This is a genomic window from Aliterella atlantica CENA595 (assembly GCF_000952155.1).
Classification (GTDB): Bacteria; Cyanobacteriota; Cyanobacteriia; order Cyanobacteriales; family Chroococcidiopsidaceae; genus Aliterella; species Aliterella atlantica.
Map to the genome: position 1 here is coordinate 46,936 of NZ_JYON01000016.1, position 17,725 is coordinate 64,660.

Annotated in this window: 21 protein-coding genes and 1 tRNA gene; 3 read left to right on the forward strand and 19 right to left on the reverse strand. The window is 41.0% G+C overall.

The annotated features are described in order from the left end of the window. Positions 1-31: 31 nt before the first annotated feature. The 6 genes from UH38_RS15240 to UH38_RS28210 form a co-directional block, all read right to left on the reverse strand. Positions 32-1,165 (reverse strand): vWA domain-containing protein, encoded by a 1,134-nt coding sequence (locus tag UH38_RS15240; RefSeq protein WP_045055529.1) that lies wholly within the window; start codon positions 1,163-1,165, stop codon positions 32-34. 257 nt (positions 1,166-1,422) lie between these two features. Beyond that, the gene (gene hisS, locus UH38_RS15245) at positions 1,423-2,709 is read right to left on the reverse strand and encodes a histidine--tRNA ligase (RefSeq protein ID WP_045055530.1); all 1,287 of its coding nucleotides are present in this window, start codon (positions 2,707-2,709) and stop codon (positions 1,423-1,425) included. A gap of 9 nt (positions 2,710-2,718) precedes the next feature. After that, entirely contained in the window at positions 2,719-3,657 is a 939-nt protein-coding gene (locus UH38_RS15250) for a putative 2-dehydropantoate 2-reductase (RefSeq protein ID WP_045055531.1), read from the reverse strand. Then, complete coding sequence (locus UH38_RS15255; RefSeq protein WP_045055532.1) at positions 3,654-4,538, reverse strand: ion channel; 885 nt, start codon at positions 4,536-4,538, stop codon at positions 3,654-3,656. Before UH38_RS15255 ends, UH38_RS15250 begins: the two co-directional genes overlap by 4 nt. 197 nt (positions 4,539-4,735) lie before the next feature. After that, entirely contained in the window at positions 4,736-5,743 is a 1,008-nt protein-coding gene (locus UH38_RS15260) for a YihY/virulence factor BrkB family protein (protein ID WP_045055533.1), read from the reverse strand. 84 nt (positions 5,744-5,827) lie between these two features. Further along, positions 5,828-6,022 (reverse strand): PEP-CTERM sorting domain-containing protein, encoded by a 195-nt coding sequence (locus UH38_RS28210; protein ID WP_082065400.1) that lies wholly within the window; start codon positions 6,020-6,022, stop codon positions 5,828-5,830. 215 nt (positions 6,023-6,237) lie between these two features. Here UH38_RS28210 and UH38_RS15265 point away from each other — a divergent pair, with 215 nt between their 5' ends. Beyond that, entirely contained in the window at positions 6,238-6,795 is a 558-nt protein-coding gene (locus tag UH38_RS15265) for a DUF2854 domain-containing protein (protein ID WP_045055534.1), read from the forward strand. A 9-nt stretch (positions 6,796-6,804) separates the two neighbouring features. Here UH38_RS15265 and UH38_RS15270 read toward each other — a convergent pair whose 3' ends face one another. Next, entirely contained in the window at positions 6,805-7,062 is a 258-nt protein-coding gene (locus UH38_RS15270; RefSeq protein WP_045055535.1) for a chlororespiratory reduction protein 7, read from the reverse strand. 195 nt (positions 7,063-7,257) lie between these two features. Here UH38_RS15270 and UH38_RS15275 point away from each other — a divergent pair, with 195 nt between their 5' ends. Further along, positions 7,258-8,241: a YegS/Rv2252/BmrU family lipid kinase gene (locus UH38_RS15275; protein ID WP_045055536.1), complete on the forward strand. Its 984-nt coding sequence runs from the start codon at positions 7,258-7,260 to the stop codon at positions 8,239-8,241. Positions 8,242-8,305: 64 nt separating this feature from the next. Here the strand turns inward: UH38_RS15275 and UH38_RS15280 are convergent, their stop codons facing one another. From UH38_RS15280 to UH38_RS15335, 12 genes are all read right to left on the reverse strand, one after another. Beyond that, the gene (locus UH38_RS15280; protein WP_045055537.1) at positions 8,306-9,037 is read right to left on the reverse strand and encodes a hypothetical protein; all 732 of its coding nucleotides are present in this window, start codon (positions 9,035-9,037) and stop codon (positions 8,306-8,308) included. 40 nt (positions 9,038-9,077) lie between these two features. After that, complete coding sequence (locus tag UH38_RS15285) at positions 9,078-9,959, reverse strand: serine/threonine-protein kinase (RefSeq protein ID WP_045055538.1); 882 nt, start codon at positions 9,957-9,959, stop codon at positions 9,078-9,080. A 121-nt stretch (positions 9,960-10,080) separates the two neighbouring features. Continuing rightward, on the reverse strand, positions 10,081-10,404 hold the full coding sequence (locus tag UH38_RS15290; protein ID WP_082065401.1) for a 2Fe-2S iron-sulfur cluster-binding protein: 324 nt from the start codon (positions 10,402-10,404) through the stop codon (positions 10,081-10,083). 31 nt (positions 10,405-10,435) lie between these two features. Further along, on the reverse strand, positions 10,436-11,503 hold the full coding sequence (locus UH38_RS24890; protein WP_052672401.1) for a tetratricopeptide repeat protein: 1,068 nt from the start codon (positions 11,501-11,503) through the stop codon (positions 10,436-10,438). Between the two features lie 41 nt (positions 11,504-11,544). Continuing rightward, positions 11,545-12,018: a globin family protein gene (locus tag UH38_RS15300; protein WP_045055539.1), complete on the reverse strand. Its 474-nt coding sequence runs from the start codon at positions 12,016-12,018 to the stop codon at positions 11,545-11,547. Positions 12,019-12,051: 33 nt separating this feature from the next. Beyond that, the gene (locus UH38_RS15305; RefSeq protein WP_045055540.1) at positions 12,052-12,534 is read right to left on the reverse strand and encodes a 2Fe-2S iron-sulfur cluster-binding protein; all 483 of its coding nucleotides are present in this window, start codon (positions 12,532-12,534) and stop codon (positions 12,052-12,054) included. Between the two features lie 31 nt (positions 12,535-12,565). Next, positions 12,566-13,240 carry a V4R domain-containing protein gene (locus tag UH38_RS15310; protein ID WP_045055541.1) on the reverse strand — a complete coding sequence of 225 codons (675 nt, stop codon included), beginning with the start codon at positions 13,238-13,240 and terminating at the stop codon, positions 12,566-12,568. 31 nt (positions 13,241-13,271) lie between these two features. After that, a complete protein-coding gene (locus UH38_RS15315; protein WP_045055542.1) occupies positions 13,272-13,754 on the reverse strand; it encodes a globin family protein in 483 nt (160 codons plus the stop codon). Positions 13,755-13,765: 11 nt separating this feature from the next. Continuing rightward, a complete protein-coding gene (locus UH38_RS15320) occupies positions 13,766-14,287 on the reverse strand; it encodes a hypothetical protein (protein ID WP_045055543.1) in 522 nt (173 codons plus the stop codon). Then, the gene (locus tag UH38_RS15325) at positions 14,284-15,006 is read right to left on the reverse strand and encodes a V4R domain-containing protein (RefSeq protein WP_045055544.1); all 723 of its coding nucleotides are present in this window, start codon (positions 15,004-15,006) and stop codon (positions 14,284-14,286) included. The genes UH38_RS15320 and UH38_RS15325 overlap by 4 nt, the downstream gene beginning before the upstream one ends. Before the next feature lie 958 nt (positions 15,007-15,964). After that, positions 15,965-17,113, reverse strand: a complete 1,149-nt coding sequence (locus UH38_RS15330) for a site-specific integrase (RefSeq protein ID WP_045055545.1) — start codon at positions 17,111-17,113, stop codon at positions 15,965-15,967. 157 nt (positions 17,114-17,270) lie between these two features. Then, a tRNA-Thr gene (locus UH38_RS15335) sits at positions 17,271-17,342 on the reverse strand. A gap of 30 nt (positions 17,343-17,372) precedes the next feature. Here UH38_RS15335 and UH38_RS15340 point away from each other — a divergent pair. Beyond that, positions 17,373-17,654 (forward strand): DUF3493 domain-containing protein, encoded by a 282-nt coding sequence (locus UH38_RS15340; protein WP_045055546.1) that lies wholly within the window; start codon positions 17,373-17,375, stop codon positions 17,652-17,654. Positions 17,655-17,725 lie beyond the last annotated feature (71 nt).

Below are 17,725 nucleotides of genomic sequence, written 5' to 3' on the forward strand. Positions count from 1 at the left end.
TGACTGTACATAATTTACCCTTGTGTTAATCTTATTTTTTTATTTTGATTTTTATATAAAAGTCATTATTTTTCTCGTCAGGACAATTGAGTTGAATTGGATTGCCAATCAAGCGAGTCCGCTTATTAATCTCTTTACCCTTCCAGTGAATTGTTGCTAAATTAGTAGGCACTAAATATAGTTGATTACCTTGGCGTTCCAAATAAGCTCTAACTTCTGACCCAGGACAATTAATTTCATCAATACATTTGGCATCTGAGTCGCCAATTGCAAAACATTTTCCATGCAATAAAGGACGACATTCTTTTTCTTCGTCATTAACATCAGAAGAAACTATAACCCGCCACTTTTTACACAGATTCATCAAATACAATAGTAAAAATGGTAAGATTGCCAAACCTAAAGTGAAGATTGCAGTAGGTAGCCACAATTGTCCAGATAAATAAGAATTTACTTGACATAACTCCTTACTATTAGGCGCTATTGTGCAAAATTCTTGGACATTAGGAGCTATGTCAACAACAGCAAGCTTGTAGCTTTTTAATTGAGCATTTTCAATTGTTAATTCCCTTTTATTTATCGGTAAAGACTTAAGCCAACTTTGACGCTCTTTACTTTCAGGAGAATTTTGGAGTCGAAAAGGACTATTTGCTGGTGTTTCAATCCACTGCTCCCCTGAATTAGCTAAGAGCGGAGCATCAGTAATCCAAACAACTGATTGTGGCTTTATTGGTTGGTTTTGCTGAAAGCGGTTTTGGTTGAGTTGAGCAATACCTTGATAAATAGTTAACTCTGCTTGCTGAATGTCGGTGTTTTGTAGTTTTAAATCGGCAGTTGGAGGAATTTTTTGTAATACTTTATCAATATTATCTTTGCTACTATTAGTAAATTCGATTGGATTTCCTAATGGATTTGAATTTGATACTCCTTCTAGTGAAACTACTTTAGAAGCAAAAGGAACAACATAAACTGAATCTCCTGGCTTGATACTATCTTCAACAATCTGACGTAAGCGTATGCGCCCTTCGTTGTTAATTCCTACACTTTCTGTCAAATCAATTGCTAATACAACATCGCGTCCGCTATGCAAACGAGTAATTAGTTCTAAGCCAGCTTTTTGCTGAGAAGTAAGCGATTGTCCTGGAGTAACTGTTTGAAACTTCACAAGGAATTTTAAATAGTTTTAAGTTTATTACCGATTACTAAATCCATTAACAGTAAGTACCCTTAAATGTAATCAAGGGCTTGTAAGCTAAAAAAGTGTAGTTTTAACTTAAAATCTCAAACTATAAAACTGGATTTGTTTGTACTAAATTAGCCTAGTTGTGCTAACTAAGGTCATCAGTAATATCACTTAATTAATAATTAAAAATTCACAAATGAAATCTTCATTACTGTGGTAATAGTAAAATTTTTATGGTATCAAGCTGTTTTCACAGCATTGATTTGGCGGCGTAAGTCGTCGGTGTTAGTCAGTAATTCTGCTTGAATTATGGCGCTTTGTTCTTTTGATGCCATCCACTTGAGCTTAACGCTTTGACTTGCAGCTTCCTCATCGCCGATAATTAGACAAGCGATCGCACCACTACGATCCGCCCTAGCAAATTGCTTTTTAAACCCACTACCACTTAAATCCAATTCCACGCTAAACCCAGACTGACGTAGCTTTTGCGCGAGTATCAGCGCTTGGGCTTCCGCCTCATCCCCTTTAGAAACTAGATAAAAATCTAATATTGGCGGCGTAGATACTTGCAATTGTTGCAGCAAAATAATTAATCTTTCTAACCCAATCGCCCATCCGACAGCGGGAGTCTCAGCACCACCCAACTGCGCTACTAATCCATCATACCGACCGCCACCGCAAACAGTTGCTTGCGCCCCCAAGTCATCAGATACAATCTCAAAAGCTGTGTGCGTGTAGTAGTCTAAACCTCTTACCAGACGCGGATTTACTCGATAGCTAATACCTAAATCCGTTAATAACTGCTGTACTTTGTCAAAGTGCTGTTGAGAGTACGCACCCAAATATTTCAAAATACTAGGCGCATCTAGAGCAATTTTTTGGGTACGTTCAACCTTACTATCGAGAATACGTAAAGGATTGCGAGTCAAACGATCTTGAGAATCAGGATCTAACTCATCTTTGTATGGTGTAAAGTAATCTACCAGAGCTTGACGGTAGTGCTGGCGATCTTCAACATTACCTACAGAATTGATATCTAAGTTGAGGTTTTTTAGTCCCAATATTTGCAAAATGTCTGTTGCGATCGCAATTACCTCAACATCTGCTCTAGGATCGGCACTACCTAACACCTCTACCCCAATCTGATGAAATTGCCTTTGTCTTCCTGCTTGGGGACGTTCGTAGCGAAACATTCCCCCAGTGTACCAAAGGCGCTGTACTCCCCCTTGAGCATATAGATTATTTTGAATAAAAGCTCTTACTACTCCGGCTGTACCTTCTGGGCGTAAAGTAATCGAATAATCTTTGCTGCGGCTATCAAAAGAATACATCTCCTTGCCTACAACATCTGTCGCTTCGCCAATTCCACGTTTAAATAACTCCGTCTGCTCGAAAATGGGCGTGCGAATTTCTTGATAATTAGCTTTACTGAGAATATCTCGCCCAATTGCTTCTACTTTCTGCCAATATTCTATTTCCCCTGGCAAAATATCTCGCGTACCGCGTAATGCTTGTATTGATTCCATATTCTTGATTTAGAAGTTGGCTTGACGATTTTTAGCGTCAAGGAACTTTAGCTGTTGGTAAAGTGTAGCAATTTTGGGTAAATCTACACCTGCATTGCGAGCTACTTGCAATGGATTGCCAAAAATTGCCTCTAGTTCAAGCGGGCGCTTTTGGTCGTAGTCAAGCTTCATACTGGTGCGGTAGGGCTTCATTTTAACAGTATGGTCGAGCATTTGCACGAGGAATTTATCGGCAATGTGACGCTCTTGACTTTGCGCCCCCAACACTACCTCCCGCATCAAATCTTCTACTAAATTGCAGGCGCTATTATCTGCCATCAACTCGTTAGTTGTTGCATCTAAAATTACTGAAAGCCCGTTGTAAGGGATATTCCAGACTAACTTCTTCCACCGCGCTAATAGCAAATCTTCAGCTAACTTAATGGGAATCCCTGCGCCTTCAAAGTCAGCAGCAATTTGTCGCATCCGCGCTGAAATCCCACCAGCAAGATAATTCGGTGTATATTCTCCTAGCGTAATTTCCTTGTAGTCTAAATGCAGAATATGCCCCGCGCCTACCTTATTAGCACAAAGAAAGCACAATCCACCCATTACCCTATTGTTGCCGACAATTCGAGCAACTTCTGCCTCAATCCCTAACCCATTTTGCAAAACTAAGACAACGCCATCATCTTTAACTACAGGCGGTAAAAGCTTAGGTAGTAAATGATTTTGCGTCGTCTTCAGCGCCACAACAACCACATCGCACTGAGGCATTTTCGCAGTATCGTTGTAGGCATTGACTTGAGGCAAAGTAAAGTCATCATCGGGAGACTCAATAACTAAACCATGTGTTCTCACGCGATCGCAATCGCTACGCAGCAAAAAATGCACATCTAAACCAGAACGTTGCAGACAAGCACCGTAGTAACCACCCAAAGCGCCAGTCCCTAAAATGGCATAACTCATAAAGGTTTGACTTCGTGGAAGTGACTGTAATCGACATAGCGATCGCCATTTGGTGTCCAAGCTAAGATATCAACAAAACGCATATCCCAGAGAATATCTTGAGCGGCAAAAGTGTGATGAGCGTAAATATTTTGTCCTACAGTTTCGTCCAATCCAGTCAGAGTAATGATGATGGTAGTTTCATCCTCTGCTAACGCCTCTTTGCTAACGCCGTAGAGAGGGCTACTTGAGTCTATAGGGTGCATTGCCGTCCACGTAAGGGAAAAACTTGGATTTTGGCTGCGAATCAGTTTGAGGTCGTATATGCGGCGGAGAAAGTCCCCTTCAGTAGTAATTTCATCTCTAGCCAAACTGACTCTTAAAGATGCTTCCAAAATTAAATTGCGCCGCTTATTAGCTGTACGAAACATTAAAGTCGGTACGCCTTGAAAGGTAGTAACGATCGCCACGCGGCTAAAAATTACCTTAGCTGTAGGGCGAGAGAAACGGGCAAACATCAAACCTGTTGCCATTGTCACGCCAAACAAGCCTACCAAAGATTCAAGCGTGACTAAAATATGGGCATAAGTCGAACTCGGATACATTGCTCCATAACCGATAGATGCCATAGTCTGAACGCTGAAAAAAAAGGCATCTAAGAAGTTGCCAGGACGAGCATTTTCAATCCCGTCGCCTCCTAAGATATAAGCTAGGGCAAATAAAGCATTAGCCAGGATGTAACCCAAACAAATTAGCGCTAAAAAGCCCGACCAAGGAATTGTTAGCAGCAAATGGTAAGGATCGCTTAAATAGTTGTACCACGCGCCTAACCCCTCTATCATTAACCGTCCGTCGCGTCTAATCAAAGACACCTTTAGGGGGGAACGACGCTTTTTTTTCATCTTCTCTAGCTCCTTTTAAGGTCAAATCCGCCTTGCGGCAATCCATAATTCATGCATTTATAACCCCAGGCGCTAAAGTCAGGGGACTGAAATAATATTGCTATGCATTTTGTTTCTCTATCAATAAATTAAGGGACTCCGTACCTAAATGCATTAATTATTAATTTGTTCGTAATGCGCGAATTACGAATTACGAATTATTTCGGTCTGCGCTTGTTTCTAGTAAAGCGGCGGAGTAATTTACTGACAAAGTTAGGCGAAGATGACTTTTGACGTGCTGGCGATCGCTCGCTATTGCTTTTCATTCCTTGTTCGGCACGCGCTTCGGCTGTAATCGGGATAGCATTTTTATCTGGCACGATTTGGGAGCCGTATCTTCTGGCGTAAACTTGAGTAAATTCCGCTCCAAAAAACAAAATTTGGGCAGCATAATAAACCCAAGCTAAAATTACCACGAGCGAACCTGCTGCGCCATAAGTAGAGCCAAAACTACTATTACCCAGATACAGTCCTAATAAATATCTACCCAGCGAAAATAGTAAGGAAGTAATTGCCGCACCAATTAATACATCGCTCCAAGCAATTTTGACATCGGGCAAGAACTTGTAAATCAGTCCAAAAAGTACCGTCGTAATTACAAAGCCCAAGATAAAATTGGCTATTTGTAATAGAGAGGCGATCGCTGGTAGCACATTAGCGAGGTAATTTACTACTGCGGCTAAACCAGCGCTAATTACCAAAGACACCAAGAGCAAAAACCCAATCCCCAACACCATCGAAAAGGATAAAAAGCGAGTGCGAATAAAACTTGCTACTCCTTGTTTGGGATCTGGCTGCACTTCCCATATTGTATTTAAAGCATCTTGCAATTGAGCAAATAACCCTGATGCCCCAAATAGCAATACACCAATACTAACAAGCGAAGCAAAACCTCCTCCTGCTTGAGGTCTACTCGCATTTTCAATTGCCGCTTGGATAAATTCGGCTCCTTCTTTGCCTACCAAGCCTTGAATTTGCCCAACAATTTCGCCTCTAACTGCTTCTTCGCCCAATACCGCCCCAGCAATGGCAATCGTAATAACCAATAACGGTGACAAGGAGAAAACCGTGTAATAAGCCAGTGCTGCTGCTAGAACCGAGGCTTTATCTTTGTTCCATTCGGAAAATGTCTCTTTGAGCAGAGCAAAGATTGTTTTGATTTTCACGTCACCAATTTCCTTAATATATGCTGCACTTTAAATGAAGTATATAGATGGCGATCGCGCTCTGGGAGCCTTCTACAGACAGAATTACACTCTACTTCGTTTGCGTTTGCCATGTCGTCGCACTACCAGCAACCCAATCCCCACAAGCGCTGTACCAGCAATACTATTTGGTTCGGGAATCGGTTTAGTATCGACGCAATCGATAAATGTATCTAGAACCAACGTGTAGTCGTCCTCGTCTCTCCTACAACACCACTTGGCAACTTTAATATTGCCCAATTAATCGAGCAAATTTTATTTTAGAGCTAACGAAACTTATGCTTTAGCGATCGCCCAAAAGGCATAGATTTAACAGAAATGGACAGGTAATGCCTCTATACCTTACCTCCTTGTTCCCCTCATCTCCAATACCTATAAAATTCCCAACATCTTGTCTTGATGGAGATAGAAGGTTAATTTTATGAATATATCTACACAAATACCACCGCAAGCTCATGCTACGTAAAACTTCTTTAGGATCGCTCGGTTTAACCGTTGGTGGTGTCTTAACAATTGTTGGCTTCGTTGCTTATTTTTCTGGGAACCCAACACTAAATTTAATCGGCTTTTTTTATGGGATTCCGTTGCTGCTAGGCGGATTAGCCCTCAAAGCTGCTGAACTAAAGCCAGTACCTTATACTCAACCAACTACACCAGATATAGTTAAACTGCGAGATGAGCAAGCTACCGCAACTCAAAATCAAGTCCGCAAAGATATCACCCGCTATCGTTACGGGCAAGAAGCACATCTCGATACAACTTTATCGCATCTAGGTTTAAGCCCTACTGATGAAGAACGTCCTGTAATCCAAGGAATTAGAGAAACTTCCCATAACGGCGCTTATTCGTTAATTTTGGAATTTTATTCGCCGCTAATTCCCCTAGAAGTATGGCAGCAAAAACAGGAGAAAATGACCAACTTTTTTGGTCCTGGAGTCCAAGTAGAAATCGACCAACCTCAAGCCGAAGAGGTGGAATTAAAGTTGATCGCAACTAGCGATCGCCAAACTTAGCCTTTAAATTCACTTTTCCAAGCGCACTGCATACCACTGTAAATACTGCCCAGGTTCAAGAACTAACTCGCAACTGGTATCCATCAGATACTTAGCTTGAGCGTCAATTGAGTCAAATTGATGTAATTCCTGGGGTAACTGCTGTTGATTTTGGGATAAAACCAATTTTAGTTTTGCCAATAGTTCGGCAGCAGTTAGAAATTGTTCATCGTGGTTCGGTTCTAGGACAACAAAATCGTCCTGTTGATACATCATTGGATCGGGCATAAGGCGATGTTTGTAACTATAGATAGGGTAAGAGCTAATTTTGCTTTTGCTAATCTGATGAGAAAATGAAATGCTTCTTGCTATAAGAGCCGACTTATAGCTGCCAAACCTGTGTAAATGCCCAGCGAAGAATTAATTCGATTATACTGACTGACAATAACCATCCTTGGAGATTGACAACGCAAGTTTACTGCCATGAAAAGAACTGGAACCTGCCTCATATTTAATCCATCGGCTGGTCAAAGCGACCCAAAGCAGGATTTAGCAACGATTCGAGCGCTGTTAGAACCGAGTATGGACTTGGATATCCGGTTTACAACAGAAGAATTAGATGCTGATGTTATTGCCAAAGAAGCGATCGCCCAAGGAGCGACTAGCATTATTGCTTCTGGTGGAGATGGGACTTTATCGGCGGCGGCTGGCGCTCTGGTGGGTACAGATATTCCTTTGGGGATAATTTCGCGCGGTACGGCAAATGCTTTTGCGGCTGCATTAGAACTTCCCGATACGATTGAAGCTGCTTGCGAGACAATTTTAGGTGGTGTAACGCGGGTAGTTGATGCCGCTAGATGCAACGATCGCCCAATGGTATTGTTAGCTGGAATTGGTTTTGAGGCAGAGACGGTAGATAGAGCAGATCGCCGCGCCAAGAATCGCTTTGGGGTGTTGGCGTATGTAATGGCAGGAATTCAACAACTGCGAGAATTAGAATCTTTTGAAGCTGAAATTGAAACTGAAGATAAAGTTATTAAAACCACAGCCGCAGCGGTGACAGTTGCTAATGCCGCGCCGCCAACATCCGTGTTAGCCCAAGGTCCGGCGGGTGTAGTATTTGATGATGGATTGTTGGATGTGACAGTAGTTGCGCCCTCAACTCGTGCTGGTGCGATCGCCGCTTCCTATCATTTACTGCAAACTGCCTTAAATGAAAGCGCTACCGAGCGTGAGGATGTCGGTTACTTACGAGCAAAAAGAGTTATTATCAGAACCGATCCACCCCAAAAGGTCGTACTTGATGGCGAAATTATCGGGTTTACACCGATTGATGTTGAGTGCGTGCCTAGAGGCTTAACTATATTTGTCCCCAAGGAAGTTGCTTCTTCTGATGTGGTGGAAAAGCTAGAAGGATTGCCAGATTTAACAATTGAATCTAAACCTGTAAATGGTTTTGATGAGTAAATGTATTGTCAACCCGCTTGATCGCAGGTTTCGCCATTGCGATCGCCAATTCCATTTACCCTTGCTACTGATTCAACCAACTATGTAGTGGCTTAACATCAACAGTCAACCAAGATGGATAAGAGCCAATTTGACTAATTAGCAATCCTTCTTGGACTGCACCTATTTTATTTTGCTCAATTGTGGTGGCAAAATCTCGAATAACTTTGCTATTTTGAGCGATAAAAGCATTCACCCACTCGTGCAGCGATCGTAGTTGGGAAAAGTCTTCTACTTCTGCTGTACTACCAGAAAATGTAATTTTAGCTCCGCGATTGACTTGAAAATGATTCAACCACTCAAAATTAGGACGATTCGATTGCCAATTATTAGTCGTCAGTGTCCCTCCCATATAGTTGCTACTATATTTACTGAGTTGATTTAGCGCAGTTACTAAGTCTTCAATTTTTACTGTTATCCGCTTAAAACCTAACACCCAATATATTTGTCTTTGGATTTCCAGCAACTCCTCAGCACCAGATAAGTTCTTAGCAAGTAATTTTTGATGAGATAAACACAATTTCTCTATTCGCTCTACTTGAGCAGATTTTTCACTACCTATGTACAATGTTTCTAAAAGCTGTTCTAAAACATCCTCCAAATATACGCTTTCTAATAAGTCTTTTAAAAAGTCTAAAGAACTAACACAAAAGCCTGCTTTTTGAGCTATTATCCATTTAATATCTTCTGCTTGTTGTAGCAAAATTTTACGAATATAGTAACAAGTTGAAAATGTTAATTTTGTACTTAAATTCATATTTTTAAATTAATATATTTAATTTTCAACTGTTAAACAATTAATGAAATAAAGCGCCCAATTCATCTACACTTTGAGGCTGAAATTTATCACCCTCAGCTAAATTCACTACTTCCATCGCTATTTGTATTGATTTCAACATTTCGCTAGTAGAGCGAAACCGACGCAGTGGTAACTTCTGCAAAGCTGTCGTAATAGTCGAGCGCAGCAAAAAGGGAACCGTATCGGGAATTGTCACAGCTTGATTGAGATGCGCTGACATTAGCTCTTGCGGTAAACCAGAAAAAGGGCGATCGCCAGTCACCAATTCAAACAGCATAACTCCTACAGCATAAAGGTCAGAAGCATGAGAATACTGCCCGTAGAAGCGCTCTGGAGCCATGTAAGCAGGCGATCCATTACAATCATCTTGTTTATCAGCACAAAGCTCGTTACAGAGGCGAGACAAGCCAAAATCAGAAATCCGAGCGATTAAACCTCCTTCTGTGTGACTGAGCAAAATATTTTCTGGCTTAATATCGCGATGAATAATTTTGCGGCTGTGAACATGATCCAAACCTGCTAGCACGTCAGCAACTAACCTCAAACTTTGAGCTAAACTTAATTGCCCCTCAGACTTCATCAAACTACGTAAGTCTCCTCCTTCGCAATAATCCATCACTATGTATCTACCAGTTGGCGTATGTTCTAATCCTTGAAAAGTTACAACATTGGGATGCTGCAAGCTAGTCAAAAACACCATTTCTCGCAAGAATTTGTGAGTAGGAAAACGTTTTTTGTCAAGCTCTTTTAAAGCAAAAACTTTGCCACTAGGTTGATGAATAGCACGATAAACTCTGCCAAACTGCCCGTGTCCTACTAATTCTAAAACTCGGTATTTAGATTGCGATAATTGCTGCACTTGTTTAATAGGCTCATTCATACTAAAACGCGCGTTGCTAATTGTTATACTTAATATCGGCAATCGCTGAACTTAGCAGCAATAGTCATAACTGTTTGTGTAGTTTCAATCGTGCTATTATAGAAAAATTGCAGCAGATAAATTATTGGAGTTCAAATAGCTCTTCTTCTTGGTGAGTTAAGATCGTGCAATCAGAAGTAGGATAAGCTCTACAAGTAAGCACAAAACCTGCTTTGAGTTCTTTATCTCGCAAGAAAGAGTGATCCGACTGGTCAACTGAACCTGACAATACTTTACCAGTACAAACAACACAAGCACCAGCGCGACAAGCGGCAGGTATGGCTATATTTTGTTGTTCTGCTGCATCTAATATATACTCGTCGCCAGGAACATCAATTGTAATTTGTTCTCCTTGGCAATCAACTAAAGTAACTTGAAAAACTTGGTCTTTAGCGTGCATTAACATAAGTTTGTGCGGTGAAATTAACTAAAAGTATTTATGCAAATAAACTTCCGACAGTTACTTGCTCAAAATCGTCTTCAGATTGAGAGTTTATAGAGTGTAATTGCTTGCTCAAGTCTCTGGCTACTTGATAGTTAGCAATATCTCCTTCCTCAAAAAATAGTTTTGCTGCTGTACGCAAGTCTTGAACTGCTTGCTGTTTATTACCCATTTCTGAGTTGACTAAGCCGCGACTATAGTATGATTTGGCGTGATTCGGATCGATGCGAATAGCTTCAGTAAAATCAACAATACTACCTTCTTTGTTACCGATTCCTTGATAGTTCAGACCTCGCTGGTAATAGCTATCAGCTTTATCAGGTGAAACCCAAATAGCTTGAGTTTGAGTTTCAATTTCTCGCAAGCAATCTACTTTCTTGACAACTTCTAACTGTTCTTCATATAAGTCTTGAAGTCGTCTGTAGTCCATCAAATTACTATTACCCTCAACTAAAACTGGGATAATTTCTTGAATTTCTGCCAAATCGGCGGTCAGTTGCTTAAATTTAGTTCCGTGTTCGGCTTTATTTTGCAACAGTTCGGCGATCGCTATTTGATTGCTTTGCAACAGTTCGGCGTGTTCGGGGATGCTGCTAGCAAAACTGCTACTATCTTGCAGCAATTGCTCGATTTGGGCGTTGATATGAATAAGTCTTGCTTCAGTTTCCGCTTGCTGTTGCACAATTTGGGCGATCGCATTGTAGTTATTTTGGATGCGCTCGGCGTTTTGCTGCACGTTGCTTCTAACTTGCTTGTAGTCAAACGTTAATTGCTGTAAACCTTTAATTTGCTCGCTATTAGCATCAACTTTAGCTAAAGTTTTGACATCTTCTTGAATCAACTGAGCGATCGCGCTTTGCTGATTTTTAGTCATTGCTTCTAGCTGCATCCGGCGATTTACCAAATTGAGCATCACAGACACAGATAAAGGAATAGAAGCTAATGCAACTTGGTTAGTAACAGCCGCAGCGATTGAACCACCAACAGAACCAACCACCGACAGAGTTTCAACAATATCTAACCAGGCGTGACTTTTAGGATTTGCAGTTAAATTTTCTGACATAGGACAAAGTATCTCTTTTTAATTAATTGCTGCGCTCGAAACTATTGACCGAGAACGACTTGGTTAAGCTCTAAAATCGGACTAAATAAAGCTGATTCTTGGGGAGTTAGATACTGTTTGGTTACATCTTGCACAACTTTATAAGTTACGCCAGCAGCGCGATCGTACTTAAAAGTCCGCACAATCGTTTTGTACCAAAGTAAATAGTTATCAGGTACGCGATCGCAATCGTCGAATAATAATGCGGCTGCCGAATAACGCAAAATATTAGTAAAATCGCGTTTGCATACCAATGTGCCGTCAACTTGAGAAGTCTTAGCAAACAATTCAGGTTCAGCAGCACGTCTAGTTTCATCAATCTTGCTGACAATTTGCGATTCCATCGCTTGGATTTTCTCGTAAGCACTGATGCGCTTATCTACAGAATCAAGGTAGTCTTTGAGAAACTGGAGTTCTGTGGCAGTGGCGTAGCGTCCATCGGCTTCTACACTGAGGCGGGCTAGTTGTTTTAACATTTTTTAGTTCTTTGTCAGTAAAAATATTTGTGTTTAAGCGTCTGTAGTTTGCGAAAGATACTGTCCTACTTGAGTGCGAGTATCTTCCAACTGAGTAATCATCGAACGAGTAATTAACTTGCCAACTTCTACTAAAACCTTGCCATTGAGTGGGTGCAGAATAGCTTGTTCGGCGCGGCGACCAATTAACGATTCGATATCATCAATGGCGCTGACATAAGTTCCTGCAGGCAGTTCAACAACAACACCCTCACCCATAACTCGCGCTTGGCAAGCCAGACGAGAATTGGTTTGAGTTGTAGTAATTACCTCTAAAGTCCGTTGTTCGCGGCGGTTAATTGGCGAAAGGCTTTCCATTCCACTTTTGATAAAAACGTGGCAGGTAGAACACATCCCGCGCCCATTGCACTCGGACAAAACATCGAGTTCGTTTTCCAATAAAGCTGACAGAATATTGGCATTAGTCTGGACAACTGTTTCTTGGTTGATGGGTTCTAGCTTAATAATCTTAGGCATTTTAGGATTGGTGAGTAATTGGCAATAGCTATTAATTGCTGGTAGATTGCGATCGCGCTAACCGCTCTACAATTGCTTGATGGTCTTGTTTTTCTTTGAGCCAACCATCTACAGCATTGAGGCGCTCGGATAGACCTAAGATAAAGTAGTTGCAATCAGCCCCCATAGACTCGCAAGCTGTTTGTATGCAGTGCAATTGCCGTCCGGTTAGTTGGCTAAAGAAAGCGCTGAGAATTCCAGCTTCCAGAAAACAGGCGGGGCGATCGCTTTGAGGTGCAGCAGCAGCAAAGGGCGAGTTGCAGTTTTTGACGACTAAAAAGCCTTGCTGGTAGCGATCCATATCGAGGGCAAAAGTACCCCAGCCGTGAGTTTTCCAGCATTGTTTCAAGCATTGGATAAACTCAACCATTTCCATTTCGGCTACAGGCTTTTTGTAGTAGCTACTAACTTCTTCTACAAAGCGGGTATAAAAGTTTTTTCCCCACCACCGCCCGCAGTTGAACAGCACAACGCCGCTAGCTTGTCCGAGTTCTTGTTCTAAACCAGCATAAATACCTTCAACAAAAGTATGAGGTAGTGCCAGCAAGCGATCGCCTTGACGGTTTTCGATCAGTCCTGCTTCAAAATCACCTGTTATATAAGCGTCGTGGGCAAAGTAGTTGCCTGGTAAACGTTGGTCTTTAAGTAAATCACCTATAGCAATCATAAATACATCTCCACCGATTTAAGGGGTTAAATTATCCTGGCAATTGAGCTAAATTTTCTGTGGCTAACATTGTCGTTGCTGCTTGGTTCAAGAATGGTTGCAACAAAGCTAGTTGGTCTTTGGTTAGTATTTGCTGCATTTGCGCTGGCAATAACTGGTATAAAGATGTATCAATTGCGCGTGTCTGATGTGCTTGAACTGCGTCTGTGAGCCACTCTAAAACTCGTCTTTGCAAAAATTCTGGATTATCTAGTAGCATTGCCATAGCGCAGTGACGGAGCGCTGAGATCCAGTTTTTTAGAGACTTTTCCAGCATTTGTTGCTGTTCGGGGTAGGTTCGCAGCAGTTTGTCGGCGATCGGTTGAAAGATATTTATTTCGCCATCTCTGAGCAGTTCGTAGGCTTCTAGGCGCTGGGCGAGAGAAGTTGTATAGCTTTTATATGCTTCGATTTCTCCTCGCTTGAGATAGCGTGCTTCTGCTCCATAAAGTAATGTTTGAATATTTGGGTGCATATTTGTCGGCTCTAAAATAGGTTAGATAGATCGTTAAATGTGGGCGCACGTTCTTGAGCAATCGGTTCTAGCATTACAGTCGGTTGCGGTAGGGAGCCGATTTCTGGGCTACCATCCCAAGGTATGAACTGAAAAAACTCTTGCACTGGTAATGTCAATGTCGTTGTGTTGATTTGCTCTACTTGGGGTGGCAAGTAGCAGTTGTTTAGGGGCAAGAGTTGCCAATTGCACAAATTGAAAAATTCTTCTACGCTCAAGCAAGACGGCGATACTTGTTGCAAACTAGCACTTGAGGTTTGGTCTAAGTGCTGCAAGTTGGGCAATGCTTGCGGCAATAGTTGCCAATTGCACAACGCGAAAAATTCTTTGACTGTTAGGCAAGATGAGGCAACAGGTTTAACTTGCGGCAATACTGTAGTTTTTGGTGGAGCTAACTGTTGCAAGCTAGGCTTGGCTTGCGGTAATAATTGCCAATTGCACAGCTTAAAAAATTCCGCTACCTTAAGGCAGGATAAGGAAGCCAAATTGCTCATCGCAATAGTTCCCCATGACGCAGACGCTTTTCGATATCTTTGGCTGTTGCGCCTTCGTTGTGCCAGAAGTTAGCAGCGTCGATGCGGTCTTTACTACCTAACAGGAATTTACAGTAAGTCTCTCCCATTGAGTAGCACTGAATTTCAATGCAGCTTAGAGATTTTCTTACTAAGTCAGTAAAGAAGCCTGCAAATAAACCCGCATAAATATGACAGACTGGTTTGCCCACATCGCCTAGAGTCCGCGCTACTGCTGAATCAAAGATGTTGACAAACATAAAGCCATTTTTATATTCGCTCATGTCTACTTCCCAGTTACCCCAGCCTTGTGCTGTGAAGGGCCACCACCAAGCTTCTAGCATGAATAATGAGTTAACTTCGCGGATGCTTTTGCCATACTCTTTTTCAAACCACTGCTGGAAGAATTTAGCGTCTCTCATTCCCCATTGGTAGCCGATGTTATACATAACTACGCTGGAGGCGGAACCAACTTCCTCTTCTAAGCCTTCGATTAAACCAATAATGAAGTCTTCGCTGGCAAATAGGTTGCGGCTTTCATTCCAATCGGTAACTACTCCTTGCTCGGAGTGAAAATGGAAGAAATCTGTAAAACCGTAGTGAGCGTTCTTTTGCGGAAATTGTTGTTTTGCCCAGTGCTTGTTTGTTAAATCTAGCTCCTTTTTAGGAATAATAAATTTATGCGTTGAAGTGGCGACCATGTATGTAACTACTCCTATTTGTAAATGAGTAACTTGTATTTCTGGCTTTTTAGCCTAATATGCGCTCGACTGAAATATAAAACTTGAGATTGGCTATGTTAATTTTTTAAAATTAATTCCAAGTTTATTCATCTAGGAATCTACCGATCTTTTCCAGCAAAAAAAGCCTGTATCCGTAATTCTACGGCTGACAGGATAGTTGTCTGGCTCAAAAGGCTGCTTTTATTTAAGGGATCGCGTTACATTATGGATGCGATCGCATTTAATACAGGTATGACTTGAAAGCTACTTTTCCGCTTCAAGTTATTAATTAAAGATTTAAATATGAAGAGACGATCGCGATCGGTATTTATACAGTTGAGTTAAGTGTAAATCTACTTAACTGATGATGGCGAGCGCTTTGAAACTTTCTAAAGTTCTGGTACAGCAACAATCAATAAGGCGCTTGCCGACCGCAATAAACCCTGGGGTTTCGCTAGTGCCACTGAGAATTTAATTGAAAGCATGCCTAATGAGTTTTTGAGAAACTTTACTGAGGAGTTGCTAGAAGAATTTAGCGATAGTTGCGTCGAGGCAGGGTATGTTGTCACGTCTTCTATGGATAGCTATTTAGCAATGCAGAAGCTAGGCAACGATGGATTTTTTGTAAGCATAAGACGATCGAGATAACTTTAAATAGAGATGCCGAAACTCCTGCAACTACTTAACAATGCTTTCCTTAACTAAGACTGATGTAGCTCAACTGTTAGAACTTGCCGACTGGTTAGAGATGCAATCTTGCAATTGTGCTAGTTCTGGTGATATCGCATCGCCCTTCCACACTTGAGGCATTGGGTAACGTCAAGTTGGACTAGCAAGGAAACCTTGCCAAGATCGTCTATTACCGCAATGGCTACGGATGGCAATTATTTAGAGGTTACAGAAAGGGGAGTTTTTTTATAGCGGTTAAGGGATGGTTTTACAATTCAGGCACAGCAACTTTCCTAATCTTTCCTGCGTAACACTTCATAATTACTTCAGGAGAGTTACCAACCCACCTAGCAATTTGTGGAATACTTACATCAGCTTCATATGCCATAGTAACGAATGTATGGCGGGTTTGATAAGGTTTACGATACTCAATGCCAAGTGAGTTCATAATTGCTTTCCAAGCACGATTTCTAAAGTTGTGAGTGTCAATCCATTTACCTTCAGGACTAGGAAATACTAAATCGTTAGGATTGATATTAGGGCGATCGCTTTTAATTTCATCAATTAAATTTAGCAGTTGAGCATTAACAGGGAATAAGCGCTTATTTTGAGTTTTAAGTCCTTCTTTAAGCACCAATCCATTAACGCTATCAACTACCGCTTGCTCAAAACTAATAGACTTGCTGCTAATATGTTTCCACTGCAACGCTATTACTTCTGAAGGTCTTGCGCCTGTAAAGAATAAAAATTGCACGTAAGGAGCGTAATGCTTGTAGTAACGATTAGCTTTAAATGCTGCAATAATTGCATCTCTCTCTTCTTTATTGAAGGGATTAATATCGTTATCCTCAGTGCTAATTTTTTTGATTTTAATCTCCTTAGTCAATTCATCAAATGGATTTGCAGTGATAAGCTTATTTTTGATAGCCCAATTACAGCAAGCGGATAGTTGGATTAATAACCTTTTAGCGCTATCGGCTGGTATATTTTCTACAATCCAAGCATAAATTTTTTGAGCATCTGCTAAAAGCTTATGAGGACATTTTTCTAAATATCTAGTTTGAGCTAAATATCCGTGTTTCCAAGTTCCAGGAGCGCAATTAGGCTTTTTAAAGTTACAATATTCCTGCCATAACCTGTTGAGATTGTCTTGCTTAGGTGCGATCGCTTCTACAATTGCTAAATGAGTTTGTGGTTTGTATTTAGCTAATGTAAAATCGAAGTTATCACTTAGAATGTCTAGTTCTATCTGGCTTATTTTCTGTTCGGCAAGCTTACGATTAAGCTTAGTATCATCAATTCCTAAGCTTAAGTAAGTTTGCTTGCCATTAAAAAGCGATCGAGGCAAGCGCAAGCGCAAGCGACCGCGAAACACCTCTAATCCAACACTACCCTTAGATTTTTTAACTGATTGCATTTTTGACTATTTACTCAACAGTTCTACTGTATCATGACTTTGATGATAGTCAAACGATAGTCAAAATGACAAAATTCAGTCAGGATAAGAGAGTTATTTTAAACTTAAAGTTTGATAACTTGTACCAAAAATGCTTGATATCGAGGGGATTTTATAAAGCCGATGGCGGGATTTGAACCCGCGACCTATTGATTACGAATCAATTGCTCTACCACTGAGCCACATCGGCATGACAATCTATTAATATAACAGGAAAACTATGGTAAAGCAAAATCCACAAAATTCTGGCGATCGCCGTTTTACTCCCGAACAGTACGCTCGCTTGAAAGCAGAAGCTCAAGCACCTTACCGAGGCTTGAGAAAGTTTGTCTATATAGCTTTCGGTGCTTCTGGATTTATTGGCGCAATGGTTTTTTTAGCCCAAATAGCCGCAGGCAACAACGACAACAATCAATTTGTCAACCTTGCCCTGCAAGTAGGTATTATTACTTTAATGGTGTTTTTATTTCGTTGGGATAAAGGAGCAGATAAACGTTCATAAAGATGATAGCGATCGCATTTGTTTAACAAGCTTAAGCAAACTTCAACTAGAGATCGAAAAGATAAAGAAAT